Origin of the sequence: Hydrogenophaga luteola (genome assembly GCF_042648585.1) — a bacterium.
In the GTDB taxonomy this organism is placed as follows: domain Bacteria; phylum Pseudomonadota; class Gammaproteobacteria; order Burkholderiales; family Burkholderiaceae_C; genus Hydrogenophaga; species Hydrogenophaga luteola.
In genome coordinates this window covers 503,988-524,920 of record NZ_JBHRXX010000007.1, presented here as the reverse complement: position 1 = coordinate 524,920, position 20,933 = coordinate 503,988, and the positions used below count along the sequence as shown (strand labels likewise).

General features: G+C 64.8%; 18 protein-coding genes and 1 other RNA gene. 10 read left to right on the top strand and 9 right to left on the bottom strand.

Features of this window, described 5'->3' with window-relative positions:
- Window positions 1–46: 46 nt before the first annotated feature.
- The 5 genes from ssrA to ompA form a co-directional block, all read right to left on the bottom strand.
- Window positions 47–435: a transfer-messenger RNA gene (gene ssrA / locus ACFOPI_RS17225) on the bottom strand.
- Window positions 436–449: 14 nt separating this feature from the next.
- Complete coding sequence (locus ACFOPI_RS17220; protein WP_382176413.1) at window positions 450–1,121, bottom strand: HAD-IA family hydrolase; 672 nt, start codon at window positions 1,119–1,121, stop codon at window positions 450–452.
- Window positions 1,118–1,822, bottom strand: coding sequence for a bifunctional 2-polyprenyl-6-hydroxyphenol methylase/3-demethylubiquinol 3-O-methyltransferase UbiG (gene ubiG, locus ACFOPI_RS17215; RefSeq protein ID WP_382176410.1), 705 nt, complete (start codon window positions 1,820–1,822; stop codon window positions 1,118–1,120). The genes ACFOPI_RS17220 and ubiG overlap by 4 nt, the downstream gene beginning before the upstream one ends.
- A 20-nt stretch (window positions 1,823–1,842) precedes the next feature.
- Complete coding sequence (locus tag ACFOPI_RS17210; RefSeq protein WP_382176407.1) at window positions 1,843–3,045, bottom strand: hypothetical protein; 1,203 nt, start codon at window positions 3,043–3,045, stop codon at window positions 1,843–1,845.
- A gap of 554 nt (window positions 3,046–3,599) precedes the next feature.
- Window positions 3,600–4,268: an outer membrane protein OmpA gene (gene ompA, locus ACFOPI_RS17205; RefSeq protein ID WP_382176405.1), complete on the bottom strand. Its 669-nt coding sequence runs from the start codon at window positions 4,266–4,268 to the stop codon at window positions 3,600–3,602.
- Between the two features lie 250 nt (window positions 4,269–4,518).
- Here ompA and gyrA point away from each other — a divergent pair, with 250 nt between their 5' ends.
- The 9 genes from gyrA (at window position 4,519) to lapB (ending at window position 16,020) form a co-directional block, all read left to right on the top strand.
- On the top strand, window positions 4,519–7,155 hold the full coding sequence (gene gyrA / locus ACFOPI_RS17200; RefSeq protein ID WP_382176403.1) for a DNA gyrase subunit A: 2,637 nt from the start codon (window positions 4,519–4,521) through the stop codon (window positions 7,153–7,155).
- A complete protein-coding gene (serC, locus tag ACFOPI_RS17195) occupies window positions 7,152–8,261 on the top strand; it encodes a 3-phosphoserine/phosphohydroxythreonine transaminase (RefSeq protein WP_382176400.1) in 1,110 nt (369 codons plus the stop codon). The genes gyrA and serC overlap by 4 nt, the downstream gene beginning before the upstream one ends.
- The gene (pheA, locus tag ACFOPI_RS17190; protein WP_382176398.1) at window positions 8,258–9,358 is read left to right on the top strand and encodes a prephenate dehydratase; all 1,101 of its coding nucleotides are present in this window, start codon (window positions 8,258–8,260) and stop codon (window positions 9,356–9,358) included. The genes serC and pheA overlap by 4 nt, the downstream gene beginning before the upstream one ends.
- 1 nt (window position 9,359) lies before the next feature.
- A complete protein-coding gene (locus tag ACFOPI_RS17185) occupies window positions 9,360–10,256 on the top strand; it encodes a prephenate dehydrogenase (protein WP_382176395.1) in 897 nt (298 codons plus the stop codon).
- 12 nt (window positions 10,257–10,268) lie between these two features.
- Window positions 10,269–12,287, top strand: a complete 2,019-nt coding sequence (locus ACFOPI_RS17180; RefSeq protein WP_382176393.1) for a bifunctional 3-phosphoshikimate 1-carboxyvinyltransferase/cytidylate kinase — start codon at window positions 10,269–10,271, stop codon at window positions 12,285–12,287.
- A gap of 180 nt (window positions 12,288–12,467) precedes the next feature.
- A complete protein-coding gene (gene rpsA / locus ACFOPI_RS17175) occupies window positions 12,468–14,144 on the top strand; it encodes a 30S ribosomal protein S1 (protein ID WP_382176391.1) in 1,677 nt (558 codons plus the stop codon).
- An 84-nt stretch (window positions 14,145–14,228) separates the two neighbouring features.
- Window positions 14,229–14,549, top strand: a complete 321-nt coding sequence (locus ACFOPI_RS17170; protein ID WP_066254364.1) for an integration host factor subunit beta — start codon at window positions 14,229–14,231, stop codon at window positions 14,547–14,549.
- 33 nt (window positions 14,550–14,582) lie between these two features.
- The gene (locus tag ACFOPI_RS17165) at window positions 14,583–14,885 is read left to right on the top strand and encodes a lipopolysaccharide assembly protein LapA domain-containing protein (RefSeq protein WP_382176387.1); all 303 of its coding nucleotides are present in this window, start codon (window positions 14,583–14,585) and stop codon (window positions 14,883–14,885) included.
- The gene (gene lapB, locus ACFOPI_RS17160; protein WP_382176384.1) at window positions 14,875–16,020 is read left to right on the top strand and encodes a lipopolysaccharide assembly protein LapB; all 1,146 of its coding nucleotides are present in this window, start codon (window positions 14,875–14,877) and stop codon (window positions 16,018–16,020) included. The genes ACFOPI_RS17165 and lapB overlap by 11 nt, the downstream gene beginning before the upstream one ends.
- Here the strand turns inward: lapB and ACFOPI_RS17155 are convergent.
- Window positions 15,990–16,694: an aspartate/glutamate racemase family protein gene (locus ACFOPI_RS17155; protein WP_382176381.1), complete on the bottom strand. Its 705-nt coding sequence runs from the start codon at window positions 16,692–16,694 to the stop codon at window positions 15,990–15,992. The two genes, lapB and ACFOPI_RS17155, sit on opposite strands and share 31 nt — an antisense overlap.
- A gap of 50 nt (window positions 16,695–16,744) precedes the next feature.
- On the opposite strand from ACFOPI_RS17155, the gene ACFOPI_RS17150 reads away from it, so the two are divergent.
- Window positions 16,745–18,013: an NAD(P)/FAD-dependent oxidoreductase gene (locus ACFOPI_RS17150; protein WP_382176378.1), complete on the top strand. Its 1,269-nt coding sequence runs from the start codon at window positions 16,745–16,747 to the stop codon at window positions 18,011–18,013.
- A 9-nt stretch (window positions 18,014–18,022) separates the two neighbouring features.
- On the opposite strand, the gene ACFOPI_RS17145 is transcribed toward ACFOPI_RS17150, so the two are convergent.
- From ACFOPI_RS17145 to ACFOPI_RS17135, 3 genes are read right to left on the bottom strand one after another with little or no spacing between them, the layout of a single operon-like run.
- Window positions 18,023–19,318 carry a TRAP transporter large permease gene (locus tag ACFOPI_RS17145; RefSeq protein ID WP_382176376.1) on the bottom strand — a complete coding sequence of 432 codons (1,296 nt, stop codon included), beginning with the start codon at window positions 19,316–19,318 and terminating at the stop codon, window positions 18,023–18,025.
- On the bottom strand, window positions 19,311–19,817 hold the full coding sequence (locus tag ACFOPI_RS17140; protein ID WP_382176373.1) for a TRAP transporter small permease: 507 nt from the start codon (window positions 19,815–19,817) through the stop codon (window positions 19,311–19,313). Before ACFOPI_RS17140 ends, ACFOPI_RS17145 begins: the two co-directional genes overlap by 8 nt.
- A 14-nt stretch (window positions 19,818–19,831) precedes the next feature.
- Window positions 19,832–20,806: a TRAP transporter substrate-binding protein gene (locus ACFOPI_RS17135; protein WP_382176370.1), complete on the bottom strand. Its 975-nt coding sequence runs from the start codon at window positions 20,804–20,806 to the stop codon at window positions 19,832–19,834.
- Window positions 20,807–20,933: the final 127 nt, after the last annotated feature.

Genomic DNA, 20,933 nt, shown 5'->3' with positions numbered 1-20,933 from the left:
AACGGCAATGAAAAACCCCAGCCGGTGACGGCTGGGGTTGGGTAGGTGGTGGAGCTGGGGGGATTTGAACCCCCGTCCGCAAGCCTTCTTCGAGCAGTTCTACATGTGTAGCCGTCTGTTTTGGATCTCACCCCCTGAGCCGCGCAGTGGCACGCTGCCCAGGACGCCAGCAACCTTGGATCTCACCGTGCGACAAGTTGCCCGTCGCACGACCAGCCTATGTAAATAACTTTGCAGCCTGGACCCTCACAGCTTGCGCTGATCAGACCCTTGCCCAGCCCATAGGCCTGCTGTTGCAAAGCTCACCGGCAATTAAGCGGCGAGTGCGAAACGTTCGTCGTTTGCAGTTAGTTTTTTTCTGCTGTTTTACGAGGTGACAGAACCTCGACATGCCCTGCTGCGTGTCCGAACCCACGTCGAAACCAGTGCAGCCCCTTAGAGTCGGTAGTTTAAGGCAGTCCCAGGCATTTCAAGAGCCCAAGGGGCCCTTCAATGATTTCGTCCGCTCCCCAGGTCGAAACGTCGGCCTCTGGCCCCAGATAGCCGTACATCGCAGCCACTGTGCGCATTCCCGCAGCTCGGCCGGCTTGTATGTCGCGAATGTCGTCGCCGACGTAGAGACAATCCGCGGACGCAACCCCGATGCGGCGGGCTGCTTCCAGCAGGGGCTCAGGATGGGGCTTGGTGTGTGGCGTTGTGTCGCCACTGATGACGGCAGAGGCCCTGGCAAACAGCGGCATGGACTGGGTCAGAGGCCGGGTGAAGCGCTCACCCTTGTTGGTCACCACGCCCCAAAAGCGACCCTGCCTCAACAGCGTGTCCAGCAGCGTCTCGACACCCTCGAACGGACGGGTCTGCAGCAGCAACCGGTCCTGGTAGCAATCGAAAAATTCCTGCCTGAGGTCTTCAAAGCCGTGATCGCCAGGCCCGGTATCAAAAGCCACCCGCAACATGCCGCGCGCACCGGAGCCCGCATGCGCGCGGTAACGATCCACGGGAATAGGCGCCAGTTGGCGGCTGATGCGCATTGCATTGGCCGCGCCCGCGAGATCGGGGGCACTGTCGATCAGGGTGCCATCCAGATCGAACAGCACCGCCCGGATGCCCGCGAAAGCCGTCATGGCCTGCGGCTGGACACCAGGTAGTTCACGCTGGTGTCGCTACTGAGCCAGTAGCGCTGGGTCAAGGGGTTGTATTCCATGCCCCGGGTTTGCTCCAGCGACAGACCAGCGGCACGGCAGTGCGCCGCCAGCTCGCTCGGACGGATCATCTTGGCGTATTCGTGCGTACCTTTGGGAAGCATGCGCAACAGGTACTCGGCGCCGACGATCGCAAACAGGAACGATTTGGGGTTGCGGTTGATGGTCGAGAAAAAGACCCAGCCGCCAGGCTTTACGAGAGTGGAACACGCACGCACCACCGAAGCGGGGTCCGGGACATGCTCAAGCATCTCCATGCAGGTCACCACATCGAAGCCGGCGGGCTGCTCCAGTGCCAGATCCTCGGCACTGACCTCGCGATACGACACGTTCTGGGTTCCGGCTTCCAGCGCATGCAGCTGCGCGACCTTCAACGCCTTGGTTGAGAGATCGATGCCCGTGACGTCCGCGCCCTTGCGCGCCATGGAGTCGGACAGAATGCCGCCGCCGCATCCGATGTCCAGAACGCGCTTGCCTGCCAGCGTCACTTGGGCATCAATCCAGCCCAGTCGCAGAGGGTTGATCTGATGCAGGGGTTTGAACTCGCTGTCGGGGTCCCACCAGCGATGAGCCAGATCGGAGAATTTGGCCAGTTCGGCCGGGTCGGCATTGACGTTGTTCATGTTTTTATTGTCCCATGTGCTCAAGGCGCCAGCCCCCTCTCGGACGCAAAGCGCTTGCGCTCCCCCTGGACATCGGCGCGCGTGATACAGACCTTCTCTGGCAACAGGCCGAGGCGTTGAACCTGTTGCCGGTAGTCGGCGTTCTGATACGGGTCGGCCACCACGTAGCCAGCCCGGCTTTCACACCGACCATCGGCCGTGCAATCCTGCCAAGTGGCGCCAAAAACAATGCGGCCGTCGCGCGTGAATCCAGGAAAAGCGCTCGCCAGCACCTGCGTACGCTCGTCGTCAATGCGAAACACCTGATCCTGCAGCGGGGTGCGCCGGTCGACGAAGTACACGCTGGCGTTGTCGGTGAAGGCCAGCATCGCGGAGCCACGGCCCGGAAATGCGAACACAGCCTTCCCTGGCGAAGCCTTGAGGTCCATCTTAGGCTGACAACCATGATCTGCACCAGGAATCACGGTCGACAGCCCATACACGCGCATCGAGGGTTGGCCCACCCGTGGGTTGATGGGTATGGCTGAAAACTCGCGCCCATCCACAGAAATCATGGGCAAGGTGTACACCCCACCGTCGGCGGCCTGCCGCGAGCCACAGATGAACTGGGGACCGGTGTCGGACACGACCTCTGCCACCCGGCCATCGTCGCGGATCGCGATGGTCCGGACCTGCAACGGCCCCGTGCCCTGACCGGACCGGTCTCCTTGCGGCCAGCTCATGGACCTGATCCAGACCAGTGACGAATCTGGCGCTTCGCGGGCATCCAGTTCGGATGCGGCCGCGTAGAAGCCACGCATTCCGCCCTGAAACAGCGGTTTGGCACCGTCCTCAGACCGCAGCACATCGCGCAGTCGGAAGTGGCGCCCATCCACATCCACCAGGTATCGCCAGCTGCCTTGCACAGGAAAGGCCTCGTTGCTCAAGGGCGTCCGGTAGGCGCGGATACGGTCATCCGGCTCGTAGGGCAGCTCCATCAGCGACACCTCCCCCAGGCGTTTGCCCGAGTACGAGCGCAACACAAACCGCCCGTCAGGGCTGATGCGTTCATAGGTGCCCAAGGCGGGCAGACCGTTCGCGTCAGCCCCCACGACCGCAGCGTCCAGGGGCAGGTAGCTGACCGCGGGAATGCATGAAGCCTCTGTGGCGCGCGCGGGCCAAGCCAGACCAACGCAGCAGGCCAGGGTCCACGGCGCCATTCGCTGCAACACCGCCTGTGTCATGGTCCGAGCCCCTCCCCGGCTTGCTGCAACGACCGCCACCGCCAGCGCAAGGATTCAACCCAAGCCTGATTCGGCATCACACCCCAGATCGGCCAAGCGTGCAGCCTCCCTCGATCCAGCACCTGACTGTAAGGGTAATGATTCGGATGCCCCAGCAATACGGAGCACGCGTGGGGCACCCGGACAAGATGGGCTATCTCGTGGGTCGACCACCCTGCTTTTTCCGCTGCCATAGCACCCTCGTCTTCCGCCAGGTCGGAAGCCCACCAGGCGACAACATCGAACCCGGCGCCCTCCGCCGCCGCCCTCATGCGGGGCCACTCGGTCATGCTGTAAACCATCCTTGGCGACAACACGGCCACCACGATCGGACGCCGGAACTCCGAGCGCACAACGACGTCGAGACATTCTGGCGAGAGGATAAGGGCCTCACCCGCATGCAACGGTGCCATCAAAATGCTAGCGAAGCCCAGGAAGCAGCATCGGGCGCCCAGCAAAAAGCCCCAGGCATTTGCACGCCTGGGGCTTTTTTGAAGAGACGAGTCGGGCAAGTCTTACTTGTTGGTGCGGGTGCCCACCACCTCGACTTCCACGCGGCGGTTCTTGGCACGGCCTTCCTTGGTGCCGTTGTCTGCCACCGGCTGGCCTTCGCCCTTGCCTTCGGTATAGACGCGGTTGCTTTCGATGCCCTTGCTCACCAGATAGGCCTTGACGGCTTCAGCACGACGCACGGACAGCTTCTGGTTGTAGCCATCGGAACCGGTGGCATCGGTGTGGCCGACGGCAATCACCACTTCCAGGTTGATGCCCTTGACCTTGTCGGCCAGATCATCCAGCTTGGCCTTGCCTTCGGGCTTCAGAACAGCCTTGTCGAAATCAAAGAAGGCGTCGGCGGCATAGGTCACTTTGGTGGCGGCGGGAGCAGCCGGGGCGGCAGGAGCCGGTGCGGGGGCCGGTGCCGGGGCTGCGGCAGGTGCGGGGGCCGGAGCTGGTGCCGGGGCAGGAGCCGGCACAATGGCGCCGTCACAGCCTTTGGCTGCAGTGGCGGGCGTCCAGTTGGCATCACGCCAGCACAAAGTGCCATCACCGTTCTTCCACTGGAGGTTGCCATGGCCGCTGCGCCAGTTGTCGTTCGTCGCAGTCCCGCTCGAGGGAGCAGCGAAAGCAGCCGATGCCATGGCGGCGGTTGCGAACAGCATTGCCACTGAGTTCAGTTTTTTCATGGTTTTCCTCTTGGAGTAAGCCGCAGACGGCTGATTTCTGATTGAGCGCGCTCGAGGTGACCACCACCTGTAACGCTCAAATCATTGTGCCACAAGCCTCTGGAATACCAAGGTCGGCACAGGGAGAAGCTCATCCACGAAGCCCGTTTGCACGTTGCCCACACACAACATGGCTGCACCCGGACCTGCGGCCGACCCGTCCACTAAAATTATTCGCTTTCCCTCTCCGTCACGGACCCCTTCAAAGCTCATGACCCAGTTCGCCAAAGAAACCCTGCCGATCAGCCTTGAGGAGGAAATGCGCCGCAGCTATCTCGATTACGCGATGAGCGTGATCGTGGGGCGTGCCCTGCCGGATGCCCGGGACGGCCTCAAGCCGGTGCATCGCCGCGTGCTGTACGCGATGCACGAACTGAACAACGACTGGAACCGTCCGTACAAGAAATCGGCCCGTATCGTCGGCGACGTGATCGGTAAGTACCACCCGCACGGCGACAGCGCGGTGTACGACACCATCGTTCGCATGGCACAAGACTTCTCTCTGCGCCACATGCTGGTGGACGGTCAGGGCAACTTCGGCTCGGTGGACGGCGACAACGCCGCCGCCATGCGCTACACCGAAATCCGCATGTCCAAGATCGCGCACGAGATGCTCGCGGACATCGACAAGGAGACGGTGGACTTCGGCCCGAACTACGACGGTTCCGAAAAAGAACCGCTGGTGCTGCCAACCCGTCTGCCCAACCTGCTGGTCAACGGCTCGGGCGGTATCGCGGTCGGAATGGCCACCAACATCCCGCCGCACAACCTCAACGAGGTGGTGGACGCCTGCCTTCATTCGCTGAAGAACCCGGACTGCTCCATCGACGAGCTGATGGAGATCATCCCCGCGCCCGACTTCCCCACGGGCGGCATCATCTACGGCATCAATGGCGTCAAGGACGGCTACCGCACCGGCCGAGGCCGCGTGGTGATGCGCGCCAAGGTTCACTTCGAGGACATCGATAAGGGCCAGCGCCAGGCGATCATCGTTGACGAGATCCCCTACCAGGTCAACAAGAAGACGCTGCAGGAGCGCATCGCCGAACTGGTGCACGAGAAGAAGCTCGAAGGCATCAGCCACATCCAGGACGAGTCGGACAAGTCGGGCATGCGTCTGGTGATCGAGCTCAAGCGCGGTGAAGTGCCCGAGGTGGTGCTGAACAACCTGTACAAGCAGACGCAGCTGCAGGACACCTTCGGCATCAACATGGTGGCGCTGATCGATGGTCAGCCCAAGCTGTGCAACCTCAAGGACCTGATCACGGTCTTCCTGGAACACCGCCGCGAGGTGGTGACCCGCCGCACCGTGTTCAACCTGCGCAAGGCACGCGACCGTGGCCATGTGCTCGAAGGTCTGGCGGTGGCGCTGGCCAACATCGACGAGTTCATCAAGATCATCCGCGAGAGCCCCACGCCGCCGGTGGCCAAGGCCGAGCTGATGACCCGCAGCTGGGACAGCCAGTTGGTTCGCGAGATGCTCACCCGCGCCAAGGCCGATGGCGGCACGGTCAACGCCGATGACTACCGCCCCGAGGGCCTCGAGCGCGAATTCGGTATGCAGAGCGATGGCCTGTACCGTCTGTCCGAGACGCAGGCCCAGGAAATCCTGCAGATGCGCCTGCAGCGCCTGACCGGGCTGGAGCAGGACAAGATCGTCGCCGAGTACAAGGACGTGATGGCCGAGATCGACGACCTGCTGGACATCCTGGCCAAGCCCGAGCGCGTGTCGACCATCATTGGTGACGAACTGGTGGCGGTGAAGACCGAGTTCGGTCAGACCAAGCTGGGCGCCCGCCGCAGCGAAATCGAGCACAGTGCCCAGGACCTGAGCACCGAAGACCTGATCACCCCGACCGACATGGTGGTCACGCTCTCGCACAGCGGCTACATCAAGAGCCAGCCGCTGTCCGAGTACCGGGCCCAGAAGCGCGGCGGTCGCGGCAAGCAGGCCACGGCGACCAAGGAAGACGACTGGATCGACCAGCTCTTCATCGCCAACACGCACGACTACATCCTGTGCTTCTCCAACCGCGGCCGGCTGTACTGGCTCAAGGTCTGGGAAGTTCCTGCCGGCTCGCGCGGCTCGCGAGGCCGTCCGATCGTCAACATGTTCCCGCTGCAGGAAGGCGAGAAGATCAACGTGGTGCTGCCACTGACCGGCGAGTTCCGCAGCTTCCCGGCCGACCACTATGTGTTCATGGCCACCAGCATGGGCACGGTGAAGAAGACGGCGCTGGACGAGTTCAGCAACCCGCGCAAGGCAGGCATCATCGCGGTGGACCTCGACGAGGGTGACTTCCTGATCGGTGCCGCGCTGACCGACGGTCAGCACGACGTCATGCTGTTCAGCGACGGCGGCAAGGCCGTGCGCTTCGACGAGAACGATGTGCGCCCGATGGGTCGCAACGCGCGCGGCGTGCGCGGCATGATGATCGAAGATGGCCAGAGCGTGATCGCCATGCTGGTGGCTGAGGACGAACAGCAGAGCGTGCTGACGGCCACGGTCAACGGCTACGGCAAACGCACACCGATCGGCGAATACACCCGCCACGGCCGCGGCACCAAGGGGATGATCGCCATCCAGCAGAGCGAGCGCAACGGCAAGGTGGTGGCTGCCACGCTGGTGCACAGCGATGACGAGATCATGCTGATCACCGACAAGGGCGTGCTGGTGCGCACCCGCGTGAGCGAGATCCGCGAGATGGGCCGCGCGACACAGGGCGTGACACTGATCGCGCTGGACGAAGGGGCCGAGCTGTCGGGCTTGCAGCGCATCGTGGAAAACGATGCCAATGCACCAGAAGCAGCAGAAGGAAACGATGAAGTGGCGGGTGGCGCCGAATGACCCAGCGCCCCTACAACTTCTCGGCCGGTCCGGCCGCCATGCCCGAAGAGGTGCTGCAGCAGGCCGCAACCGAGATGCTGGACTGGAACGGCAGCGGCATGGGCGTGATGGAGATGAGCCACCGCGGCAAGGATTTCATGTCCATCGCGGCGCGGGCAGAGACCGATCTGCGCGAACTGCTGGCGGTGCCATCGCACTTCCGCATCCTGTTCATGCAGGGCGGGGGGCTGGCAGAAAACGCGATCGTCCCGATGAACCTGTCTCGCGGAGGCACCGTTGACTTTGTGGTGACCGGCAGCTGGAGCCAGAAGTCGGCCAAAGAGGCGCGAAAGTATGCCGCTCCGGTGGTGATCGCCAGCAATGAAGCCGATGGCCACACCAGCCTGCCGCCCCCTGCCAGTTGGCAGCTCAGCGCCGATGCGAAGTACGTGCACATCTGCAGCAATGAGACCATCCACGGCGTCGAGTTTCATGAGCTGCCTGATCTCAAGGCCCTGGGCAGCAATGCTCCGTTGGTGATCGACTTTTCGTCGCACGTCGCGTCGCGCCCTGTGGACTGGTCGCGTGTTGGCCTCGCCTTCGGCGGTGCGCAGAAGAATCTGGGCCCGGCTGGCGTGACGCTTGTGGTGGTGCGTGAGGACCTGCTGGGCCACGCTCTGTCGATCTGCCCGAGCGCATTCGACTACCGCGTCGTGGCCGACAACGCGTCCATGTACAACACCCCGCCCACCTACAGCATCTACATGGCGGGGCTCGTGTTCCAGTGGCTCAAGCGCCAGAAGGAAGGTGACTTCACCGGTATCGCCGCCATGGAGGCGCGCAACTTGGGCAAAGCCAACCTGCTCTACAACTTCATCGACCATTCCCAGTTCTACGTGAACAAGGTGGCCAAGGGCTGCCGTTCGCGCATGAACGTGCCTTTCTTCCTGCGGGACGAGGGCCGCAACGACGCCTTCCTGGCCGGGGCAAAAGAGCGCGGCCTGCTGCAGCTCAAAGGCCACAAGTCGGTGGGCGGCATGCGCGCCAGCATCTACAACGCCATGCCGCTGGCGGGCGTGCAGGCGCTGGTGGACTACATGCGCGATTTTGAAAAGACCTGCGCATGAGCCAACAACCCGTCCAGTCCGAAGCGCTCGCCGGTCTGCGCGTGCAGATCGACAGCATCGACCAGCAACTGTTGTCTCTGCTGAATCAGCGTGCCCTTGTCGCCGAACAGGTGGGCGAGATCAAACGCGCCGAAGGCTCGCCGTTCTTCCGCCCCGACCGCGTGGCCCAGGTGATAGACAAGATCCAGCACGCCAACCAGGGCCCGCTGCTGAACCAGCACGTGGCGTCCATCTGGCGCGAGATCATGTCGGCCTGCCTGGCGCTGGAAGCCCCGCAACGCGTGGCGGTGCTCGGCCCCGAGGGCACCTTCACCGAGCAGGCCGCGATCGAGTTCTTCGGCAGCGCCGCCAACCTGATTTACTGCAGCAGCTTCGACGAGGTGTTCCACGCCACTGCCGCGGGCACGGCCCAGTTCGGTGTGGTCGGTGTCGAGAACTCCACGGAAGGTGTGGTGGCGCGCTCGCTGGACCTGTTCCTTCGTTCCCCCGTGCACGTGGTGGGCGAAGTCAGCCTGCTGGTTCGCCACAACCTGCTGCGCCAGGTGAACAACCTGGATGCGGTCGAGGTGGTGCTGGCCCACCCTCAGGCGCTGGCCCAGTGCCAGGGCTGGCTGACGCAGCATCTGCCCAGGGCCGAGCGACGTGCGGTGTCCAGCAACGCCGAAGGCGCACGGCTGGCCGCCACCAACCCCGCCTGGGCTGCGATTGCTAGCGAGCGTGCCGCAGCACAGTTCGGTCTGCACATCGTCTCGCACGCCATTCAGGACGAGGCCTACAACCGCACACGCTTCCTGGTGATCTGTCTGCCGCAGACCCTGGCCACACCACCGGCCTCTGGGCGCGACTGCACCAGTCTCGTGGTGTCGGTTCCGAACCGCCCGGGTGCAGTGCACGACCTGCTCGTGCCGCTGAAGAACAATGGCGTCTCCATGACGCGGTTCGAGTCCCGCCCGGCCAAGTCCGGCCAGTGGGAGTACTACTTCTACATCGACCTCGCGGGTCACCCCTCGCAGCCCAATGTGGCCGCGGCCCTGAAGGAACTGCAGAGCCTGTGCGCGTTCTACAAGGTGCTGGGTGCCTATCCGGTCAGCGAATGACATGAACGCCCCTCCTCTCAAATTTGAACAACTGGGCCTGATCGGTTGCGGCCTGATGGGCGGATCGTTCGCCCTGGCCATGAAGAAGGCCGGGCTGGTCAAACGTGTCGTCGGGTACAGCAAGTCACCATCCACCACCGAACGCGCCCGCCAGATGGGTGTCATCGACATCGAAGCGCCTTCTGCATTGCTGGCCGTTTCGGGCGCCGATCTGGTGCTGGTCGCCGTCCCGGTGTCTGCCACCGAGGCCACCTTCAAGGCGATCCGCCATCTGCTGACCAAGGACACACTGGTGATGGACGTCGGCTCCACCAAACGGGAGGTCATCGACGCGGCGCGGCGTGTGCTCAAGGACCAGGTGGGCGTGTTTGTGCCGGCGCACCCGATTGCAGGCAAGGAACTGGCAGGCGTCGAGAACGTCGACGCCGACTTGTACCAGGGCCGCCAAGTCATCCTCACTCCCATCGAACGCACCCAGACGGTCCAGCTGGAAAAGGCGGATCAGCTCTGGACGGCGCTGGGCTGCCATGTGCAGCGCATGTCACCCGAGGCGCACGATGCAGCCTATGCGGCGGTCAGCCACCTCCCTCACATGATTGCCTTCGCGCTCATGAACGCCATCGCCGGCCATGAACACGGAAAGCAATTCCTTTCCCTGGCCGGTCCCGGTTTCCGCGACTTCACGCGGATCGCTGCCAGCGATCCCAGCGTGTGGCGCGACATCCTGCTGTCCAACCGCGAGGAACTGATCGCACAGTCCCGCCAGTTCCAGCGTGCCCTGCACGCTTTCGAGTCCGCGATTGCTACAGGCAATCCGGACGCACTCGAAGCCCTGATCGACAAAGCCAGCCAGACCCGCTCGCGGTGGCGCATGAGCGCCCACAAGCCCCAGAGCTGACCCTCCCAGCGCATGTACGCCATTGCCCATCTCGACATACCGCCTCTGGAAAGTGCGGGCGGAACCGTCCGCCTGCCCGGATCCAAGAGCATCTCCAACCGCGTGCTGCTGCTCTCGGCGCTGAGTGCCGGTCACACCGACATTGCCGACCTGCTCGATTCGGACGACACCCGCGTCATGCTGGCGGCGCTCGACAAGCTGGGTTGCCACATCGAACAACGCCCCGACAACCTGCTGCGCGTGCACGGCCTGGGTGGTCAGCTGCCGGTGCGGGATGCTGCGCTGTTCCTGGGCAATGCCGGCACCGCCATGCGGCCGCTCACCGCAGCGCTCGCGCTGCTGGCCGCCGAGCAGGGCGGACGTTTCGAGCTGAGCGGCATTACCCGCATGCACGAACGGCCCATCGGTGACCTCGTCGACGCGCTGCGCCAGTTGGGCTGCCCCGTCGATTGCCTGGGTCAGGAAGGTTACCCACCCCTGCGCCTGGGCAATGGCACACCTTCTGCGCTCCAGCTGGATCAGCCCATCCGGGTGCGTGGTGACGTCTCCAGCCAGTTCCTCACTGCCCTGCTGCTGGCCCTGCCGCTGGTGGCGCGCGAGCGCCCGGTGGTAATCGACGTGGTTGGCGAACTGATCTCCAAACCGTACATCGAGATCACGCTCAACCTCCTGGAACGGTTCGGCGTGCGCGTGCAGCGCGACGACTGGTCCCGATTCACGATTCCCGCTGGCAGCCGCTACGTGTCCCCCGGGTTGGTCCACGTCGAAGGAGACGCCTCATCGGCGAGCTATTTCATTGCGCTGGGTGCGCTGGCGCCTGCCCGTGAGGACACCGATGGCGTGACCATTGAGGGCGTGGGTCTGTCGTCCATACAGGGCGACATCCGCTTCGTCGAAGCGGCACGGATGATGGGCGCCGACGTGTCGGGCGAAGCCAACCGCCTGCACATCCGGCGCGGCCAGTGGCCGCTCAAGGCCATCGATCTGGACTGCAACCACATCCCCGATGCCGCGATGACGCTCGCGGCCATGGCGCTCTATGCCGACGGCACCACCACGCTGCGCAACATCGCGAGCTGGCGGGTCAAGGAAACCGACCGGATCGCGGCCATGGCGACCGAGTGCCGCAAGCTGGGCGCGACGGTCGAAGAAGGCGCCGACTTCATCCGCATCACGCCGCCCGCCCGCTGGACGGGTGCAAGCATCCACACCTACGACGACCACCGGGTCGCGATGTGCTTTTCGCTGGCAGCCTTCAATCCGGACGGCGTCACCGTGCGCATTGAAGACCCGAAGTGCGTGGCCAAGACCTTCCCGGACTACTTCGAAACCCTGTTCGAACTGTGTGCCACGCCGACGGCGCGCATTCCGGTGATCTGCATCGATGGCCCCACCGCTTCGGGCAAGGGCACGCTGGCCTCGGAGGTCGCACGACGGCTAGGGTTTCACCTGCTGGACTCGGGTGCGCTCTATCGCGCCACGGCCCTGGCTGCTCAGGATGCAGGCCTGGACCTGGACGATGAAGCGGCCCTCGCCCGTCTGGCGGCCCATCTGCCGCTGGCCTTCCGGGATCACCGCGTCTTTCTAGGTGGCCGGGACATCACCGATCCGTTGCGGCTGGAATCCACCGGTGGCATGGCCTCCAGGGTGTCGCAGCACCCGGCGGTGCGGGAGGCTCTGCACGACCTGCAGCAGAGCTTCCGGCGCCTGCCGGGGCTAGTGGCCGATGGCCGCGACATGGGCACGGTCATCTTCCCGGACGCCAGGCTGAAGGTGTTTCTCACCGCCAGCGTCGAGCAACGGGCGCAAAGACGCCATAAACAGTTGATTTCCAAGGGAATTTCTGCTAGCATCGACAACCTTTTGGCAGACCTCAAGACGCGCGACCACCGGGACATGTCCCGCACTCACGCCCCTTTGAAACCTGCGGAAGACGCCCAGTTGCTGGACAACTCGGACCTGAGCATCGAAGCCTCGGTGCAACGGGTTCTTGACTGGTGGCAGGGCACAGCGGCGGTCCCAGGCAACTGAACCGCCTTTTCGATGGCCCAGAAGGCCCCGCCGGGTGCTCACAGCCCGCAGGCCAGATGGTTCTTTCACTTAACCCGCGGTGTCACGCACCGCAACGTAAACGCCGCCCACACGTCGAAACCTCGCGCACCCTTCTGCGGTGCCGCCGCTGTCCGACGCCAAGTGGTCATAGGAAATTCAATGTCTGAATCTTTTGCCGCCCTCTTCGAAGAGTCCCTCAAGCGCGCTGAAATGCGCTCGGGCGAGGTCATCACCGCCGAGGTCGTGCGCATCGAGCACAACCACGTGGTGGTCAACGCTGGTCTGAAGTCGGAAGCCTACGTGCCTCTGAACGAATTCAAGAACGACCAGGGCGAACTCGAAGTCCAGGTCGGTGATTTCGTGTCCGTGGCGATCGACTCCGTGGAAAACGGTTTCGGCGACACCCTGCTCTCGCGCGACAAGGCCAAGCGCCTGGCCTCCTGGATGGCTCTGGAAAAGGCCCTGGAATCCGGCGAGTTCGTCACCGGCACGACCTCCAGCAAGGTCAAGGGCGGCCTCAAGGTCATGGTCAACGGCATCAGCGCCTTCCTGCCGGGCTCGCTGGTCGACAGCCGTCCGACCAAGGACCTGACGCCGTACGAGAACAAGACCATGGAGTTCAAGGTCATCAAGCTCGACCGCAAGCGCAACAACGTGGTGCTGAGCCGCCGCGCCGTGGTGGAAGCCTCCATGGGCGAGGAGCGCGCCAAGCTGATGGACACGCTCAAGGAAGGCGCCATCGTCAACGGCGTGGTCAAGAACATCACCGAGTACGGTGCGTTCGTGGACCTGGGTGGCATCGACGGCCTGCTGCACATCACCGACATGGCCTGGCGCCGTGTCCGTCACCCGTCCGAAGTGGTGACGGCTGGTCAGGAAATCACCGCCAAGATCCTGAAGTTCGACACCGAGAAGCACCGCGTCTCGCTGGGTCTGAAGCAGATGGGCGACGACCCCTGGATGGGCGTGGCACGCCGCTACCCGCAAGGCACCCGTATGTTCGGCAAGATCACCAACATCGCCGACTACGGCGCGTTCGTGGAACTCGAGCCGGGCATCGAAGGCTTGGTGCACGTCTCCGAAATGGACTGGACCAACAAGAACGTCGCCCCGTCCAAGCTGGTGTCGCTGGGTGACGAAGTCGAAGTCATGGTGCTGGACATCGACGAAGACAAGCGTCGCATCTCCCTGGGCATGAAGCAATGCCGCGCCAACCCCTGGCACGAGTTCGCCGAGCAGACCAAGCGCGGCGACCGCGTCAAGGGCCCGATCAAGTCGATCACCGACTTCGGCGTGTTCGTGGGTCTGGCCGCCGGCATCGACGGTCTGGTGCATCTGTCCGACCTGTCCTGGAACGAGCCGGGCGAGTCCGCCGTGCGCAACTTCAAGAAGGGCCAGGAAGTCGAAGCCATCGTGCTGGCCATCGACGTGGAGCGCGAGCGCATCTCCCTGGGTATCAAGCAGCTCGACGGCGACCCGTTCACCACCTTCGTGTCGGTCAACGACAAGGGCTCCGTGGTGACCGGCAAGGTCAAGACCGTGGACGCCAAGGGCGCTGAAATCGACCTGGGCGAAGACGTCATCGGCTACCTGCGCGCCTCGGAAATCTCCCGCGACCGCGTGGAAGATGCCCGCAACGTGCTCAAGGAAGGCGACGAAGTCACGGCCGTGGTGGTGAACGTGGATCGCAAGACCCGCAACATCCAGCTGTCGATCAAGGCCAAGGACATGGCCGACCAGAACGAAGCCATGGCCAGCCTGAACCAGAACACCGGCAACGCCGGCACCACCAACCTGGGCGCCCTGCTCAAGGCCAAGCTGGACAGCAACAACTGAGATCCCGCCTGAGGCTTCTGCCGGTGCTTCACGCTCCGGCAGGGCCCAGCGCTGCTCCGGACTCCCCAACGCCCGAGATCAGACATGACCCGCAGCGACCTTGTCGAAGCACTGGCCAGCCGCTTCAGCCAGCTCACCCACCGCGATGCCGAGTTCGCCGTCAAGGCGATCCTGGACGCGATGGGTGATGCCCTGGTGAAAGGCCACCGGATCGAGATCCGGGGGTTCGGCAGTTTCTCTGTCAACCGCCGCTCGCCCCGCATCGGACGCAATCCGCGCTCGGGCGAAAGCGTGATGATTCCCGAGAAGCGGGTGCCTCACTTCAAGCCTGGCAAAGCCCTGCGCGAACAGGTCGATGCCAAGACGGCGGAGATCCTGGGTCGCGAGCCTAAAAATACGGCCTGATCGCTACAATCGTCCCACCACAGAGGGGATGATTTGAAATACCTGACGTGGCTGCTCAATGCAGCCATTTTTTTTGTTCTGTTCGCCTTCGCGCTGAACAATCAGGACACGGTCACCATGCACCTGTTCTTTGGGGCCCGCTGGCAGGCTCCGCTGGTGCTGATTCTGCTGTGTGCCTTGCTGCTGGGAGTGGTACTGGGTGTCGTGGTGATGCTGCCGCTGTGGTTGCGGGCGCGTCGGCGTTCAGCTGCCAGACCGGCAACCGCTCCCGCGCCTTTGCCTCCCACCGTCCCGGATGCGGTGTCCACCGCGTCCCGCCCCCCGAATGGAACTTGATCTCACGTGGCTCCTCTGGGGCCTCCCCCTGGCCTTTGCGCTCGGGTGGCTGGCCTCGCGCCTGGACCTGCGCCAGTGGCGCATGGAAAGCCGCCAGACACCCAAAGCCTATTTCCGCGGTCTGAACCACCTGCTCAACGAACAGCAGGACCAGGCCATCGACGCTTTCATCGAGGCGGTGCAGGGAGACCCCGACACCGCCGAGTTGCACTTCGCCCTCGGCAACCTGTTCCGCCGCCGCGGTGACTACGACCGAGCGGTGCGCGTTCACGAACACCTGCTTGCACGGGCCGACATCGGCCGCAAGGACCGCGACCGCGCCCAACACGCGCTGGCGTTGGACTTTCTCAAGGCAGGCCTGCTGGACCGTGCCGAGTCCGCTCTGCACAAACTGGAAGGATCCGCCTACGAAGGCGAAGCCCTGATGGCGCTGCTGTCGATCGCCGAACGCTCGCGCGACTGGCCGCAGGCCCAAGCCCTCGCCCAACGCCTGGAAGACACCCACCAGGGCAGCTTCACGCCCCGTCTGGCGCATTACCTGTGCGAGGAAGCCGAACTGGCGATGAGCCAGGGCGACGCCGCCGAGGCCCAGCGCCTGCTCAACAAGGCGGTGGAACGAGCGCCCCAGATGGTCCGCGGCTGGATGGCGTTGTCCGCGCTAAAGGCACAGCAGGGAGATGCGAAGGGCGCATTCGACACGCTGCTGCAACTGGTGCGCAATGCCCCTCAGGGCTTCCCGCTGGCTGCACGGCCCATCGCTGATCTGTCGATCACGACCGGGCGCCAACAGGAGGCCATTGCCCTGCTCAACGAGGCACAGGCCCACGGCCCTTCGCTGGACATCACCGAAGCGCTCGCCACGCTGAGTGGTAGCGCCCCTGCAGCCCGGAGCCACTACCTCAGCCACCTGGAACGAGAACCTTCGCTGGTGGCGGCCACCCAGTGGCTGGCGGGCGAAACCCTGTCGGACCCGGCGGCGCAGAAACGGGTCCAGGCGGCCCTCGAACATGCGGCCGCTCCGCTCAAACGCTACCGGTGCGCCGCCTGCGGCTTCGAGGCGCGCCAGCACTTCTGGCACTGCCCCGGTTGCCAGAGCTGGGACAGCTACCCGGCCCGCCGCGTCGAAGAACTCTGAGCACGGCGCCAGGCCGCAAGCATCAAGGTCTCCAGGTCGTGCACCGGCCGCCCGGTCGCCTGCTCGACCGCAGCACGGTAGGGCGGCATATTGGTGCACTCCAGCACCACCGTCTGCACCTGCGGATGTCGGGACACCAGCTGTACGGCCGCCGCCACCACATCCCGCTGCGCCTGCGCCAGGTCCAGCAAGGTGTTGTCTGCCAGGATGCGCGACTGCAGCTCACAGCCTGGCGCAAGCCCTTCCACCGGCGTCCCGTCGGGCACGCCCGCCCGACGCAGGAGCGCGTGGTGCAAGGATGCAGCGTCAAAAGTGACGATGCCCGGCGCGGGCAGGTCCGAACACTGCAACAGGCTGGAGGTGATCACGGGAACCGGCACCGCGGCCTGCAACTCGGCCTGCCACCCGGCCAGAAATCCGCAGCTGGTGGTAATCAGGCAGGCCCCGTCTGCAGCCAGTGATCGAGCCGCATCGATGAACGGCCCGAGCAACGCCGGGTCCTGTTCTTGCACCACGCGCCGTGCCGATGCCCCAGGCACGACACGCAGCCGGGCCGGGATGCCGGCGCGTACCCAGGTCTGCGGACTGCCGATGTCGCCGGGCGGGCGCGGGAAGCGCGTGTCGAGCACGATCACGCCGAGAAAGGCCACTGCACCGGTGTCCGAACCATTCATAGCGATAAGCTGCGTGTCCACATCCAAAGCAACAAGAAAGTGATTGAAGCATGACACAGGCCATAGCAGGACAGCGCGTGGTGGTGCTGGGTGCCGGCATGGTGGGTATTGCCTGCGCCCTCTCGCTGCGCCAGCGAGCCATGGAGGTCACTGTTCTCGACCCGCTGGGCCCCGGCGCCGCCACCTCGCACGGCAACGCGGGCGTGCTGGCACGCAGCTCGCTCATGCCGTTCAACCACCCCGGGCTGTGGGCCCAGTTGCCGGTGCTGCTGCGCGGGAAGAACCCGGGCTTTCGATACCACCTGCCCTGGGTACTCGGCCAGTGGCGCTGGGGACTGTCGTTCCTGGGCCATGCACGGGCAGCCGACTTCAAGGAGACCACCACCGCGCTGGACGCACTGATCCGCCACTCGAGAATCGTCCACTGGCGCTGGATGGCCGAAGCAGGCGTGGCACACCGCCGCCAGGACAATGGCTGGCTGTTCCTCTACCGCAGCGAGGTCGCCTTCGAGAGCGGCGCCCTCGGGCGCGAGACACTGGCGCGCTTCGGAGTGGCGACGCGCGTGCTGGATGCGGCCGCGCTGCACGAGCTGGAACCCCACCTGAAACCAGTGTTCCCGCGCGCGCTGTGGGTGCAGGACGCCAGCTCGGTCGACAGCCCTGGCGAGGTGGTGCGCGGCTATGCAGCGTGGCTGCAGACAATGGGCGGCACGGTGCGCACGGACGACGCCACCGGGCTGCACCGCCACAGCGGCGGCTGGACGGTGCACACCCGCAGCGGTCCTCCGCTCGAAGCGGATCACGTCGTGGTGGCGCTCGGCCCCTGGTCGCGCGACTTCCTGCGAGGGCAGTTCGGTCTGCGCCTGCCCATGGGTTTCGAGCGCGGCCAGCACCGCCACTTCCACCCTGCCGGGGCCTCAGCGCTGGGCCGGCCGGTGTACGACACCGCTGGCGGCTATGTGCTGGCGCCGATGGTGCGCGGGCTGAGGTTGACCACGGGGGTGGAATTGAACGCACAATTCGCGCCGCCGCACCGGGCGCAGCTGGAAGCAGCCGAACGTACGGCGCGCCAGGCGATGCCTCTGGGCGCACGGACAGCCGACCCCGACTGGCTGGGCAGCCGCCCCACCCTGCCCGACTGCCGGCCGATGATCGGTGAATGCCCAGGACACGACGCGCTGTGGCTGGCGCTGGGTCATCAACACATCGGCTTCTCCACCGGCCCTGGCACTGGCGAACTGCTGGCTCAGCTGATGCTGGGCGAGCCGACCGCCATCGACCCGCACCCGTTCAGACCGCAGCGCTTCCTGCAGTCCTGAACCGCGTGATCACATGTTCCCCGGCAGCCACATCACGATCTGCGGGAACCAGTACAGCAAGCACACCGCGAGGACCATGAGAAAGAAGTAGGGCATGCAGACGCGTGCGATCCAGTTGATTTCGCGCCGCGTCATGCCCTGCAGCACGAACAGGTTGAAGCCCACCGGCGGCGTGATCTGCGCCATCTCGACCACGATCACGATGAAGATGCCGAACCAGATCAGGTCGATGCCAGCGGCCTGCACGGTGGGAATGATCACGCCCATGGTCAGCACGATCATCGAGATGCCGTCAAGGAAACAGCCCAGCACGATATAGAACAGCGCCAGCGCGACCAGCAGCAGGCCCGGCGACAGGCCCAGCGAACCCACCCATTCGGCCAGGTGGCGCGGCAGGCCGATGTAGCCCATCGACAGCGTGAGGAAGGCCGCGCCCGCGAGGATCAGAGCCATCATGCAGTACAGCCGCGTGGCGCCCAGCAGCGCGTCCCGGAAGCTCTGCCACGAGAGCGACTTCTGGTAGGCCGACAGCAGCAGCGCACCGACCACGCCGATGGCTGCCGCCTCGGTGGCGGTGGCCACGCCGACATAGATCGACCCGATCACACCACCGATCAGCAGGATCACCGGGATCAGCTCGCTGGACGCGCGCAGCTTCTCTGAAAAACTCATGCCCGCATCGGCCTTCGGGATCTTGTCCGGGTTCATCAGCGCCCAGACCATCAGGTAGCCGCTGAACAGCCCCGCCAGCAACAGCCCGGGGATGACGCCTGCGACGAACAGCTGGGCGATCGACACTTCGGCCGCAACGCCGTAGACGATCATGACGATCGAGGGGGGAATCAGCAGACCCAGCGTGCTGGCACCGCCGAGCGAGCCGATCACGCGCTCGGGCGGATAGCCGCGCTCGGTCAGTTCGGGAATCGTCATCTTGCCGATGGTGGCGCAGGTGGCGGCCGACGAGCCGGACACCGCCGCGAAGATGGTGCTGCCCAGGATGTTGGTGTGCAGCAGCCGGCCCGGCAGTGCGTTGACCCAGGGCGCCAGGCCCTTGAACATGTTCTCGGACAGCTTGGTGCGAAACAGGATCTCGCCCATCCACACAAACAGCGGCAAAGCGGTGAGCGTCCAGCTGCTGGCCGAACCCCAGATGGTGACGGCCATGGCGTCGCCGGCGCTGCGCGAGGAGAACAGCTCCATGCCGATCCAGGCCACGCCGGCCAGCGTGAGGCCGATCCAGACCCCGCTGCCCAGCAGGGCAAACAGCGCGACGATCAGAAGACCGGTGACCAGCATCTCATTCATGGCGCGTCTCCGGTCCGCCGATGTGCTCGCGCTGCCCCCGCAGCTCCAGCACCCACTCGTCCACAAACGCGATGAACAGCACCAGCGTGCCCAGCGCCATGCCCAGCTGCGGAATCCACAGCGGCGTGGCGTCATTGCCGGTCGAGATGTCGTTGAACTCGTGCGACTGCATCACCAGCCGCAGCGAAAACCAGGCGAACAGGCCGGACAGCAGCACCGCCGCGCTCAGAGACCACAGCTCCATGCCCCGGCGCGCACCACCCGTGAGCTTGCCGAGCACCAGCGTGACGCGAATGTGCTCGTTGCGCTTGAGCGTGTGCGCCAGCGCCAGGAAGCCGGCCGCCGCCATGCTGTAGCCCGCATAGGCGTCGGTGCCCGGCACGTGGAAGTGGAGCTGACGCCCCAGCACCGACAGCAGCACCATGACCAGCACGCCGATCATGAACACCGCCGCGAGCCAGGCGCAGCCGTCGTACAGGGCGTTCAGCGCGCGCCGCATGCTGCTGCCGCCGCTCACTTGCGGAACGCGTCGACCAGGGCCTGGCCCTCAGGTCCGGCCTTGTCCAGCCATTCCTTGAGCATGGTGTCGCCGACCTTCTTCATGTCGGCGGACAGCTGCGCCGGTGCGGGCAGGATCTGCATGCCGCCGGCCTTGAGCTTGTCCAGGCTTTCGGTGTTGGCCTTCTTGCTGGCCTCCCAGCCGCGGGCTTCGGCGTCGGCGGCGGCCTTGATCACCGCATCCTGCGTCGGCTTGTCCAGCCCATCGAAGGCCTTCTTGTTCACCAGCAGCGCGTTCTTGGGCAGCCAGGCCTGGGTGTCGTACCAGTACTTCACGTGCTCATACAGCTTGGCGTCGGCGCCGGTGGAGCCGCTGGACATCATGCTTTCGGTCACGCCGGTGGCAAAGGCCTGGCTGACCTCGGCGGCCTGCACCGTCACGGGTTGCGCGCCCACCAGTTCGGCGATGCGGGCGGTGGCGGGGCTGTAGGCGCGCCACTTGATGCCCTTGAGGTCGGCCGCACTGTTCAGCGGCTTCTTGCTGTAGACGCCCTGCGGCGGCCACGGCACGGCGAACAGCACCATCATGCCCTGCTCGGCCAGCTTCTTCTCCAGCATCGGGCGCTGCACCTTCCACAGCTTGGCGGCTTCGTCGTAGCTGTCGGCCACGAAGGGCAGGCCATCGGCTCCGAACAGCTGCCACTCGTTCTGGTAGTTCACCAGCAGGATCTCGCCGGCCTGCGCCTGGCCGCCCTGCACTGCGCGCTTGATCTCGGGCGCCTTGAACAGCGCCGCGTTGGGATGCACCGTGATCTTGAGCTTGCCGCCGCTGGCCTTGTCCACGTCGGCCGCGAACTGGCTGATGTTGACCGTGTGGAAGTTGGTGGCCGGGTAGGCGGTAGCCAGGTCCCACTTGGCCTGGGCGAACGCCGAGGTCGAGAACGCGATGGCGGCAGCGGCCATGGAGAGTTGGAAGGCGCGACGTTTCATGAAAGCTCCGGTTGCTGGGTTGAACGAACCGCAAGGCCCTGCTTGCGGCAAACGGGTGCATGGAATGTAGAAGCGGGGGCAACACATTGTGACCAGTGTTTTCCCTTAACGTCAACAAATTGTTGGC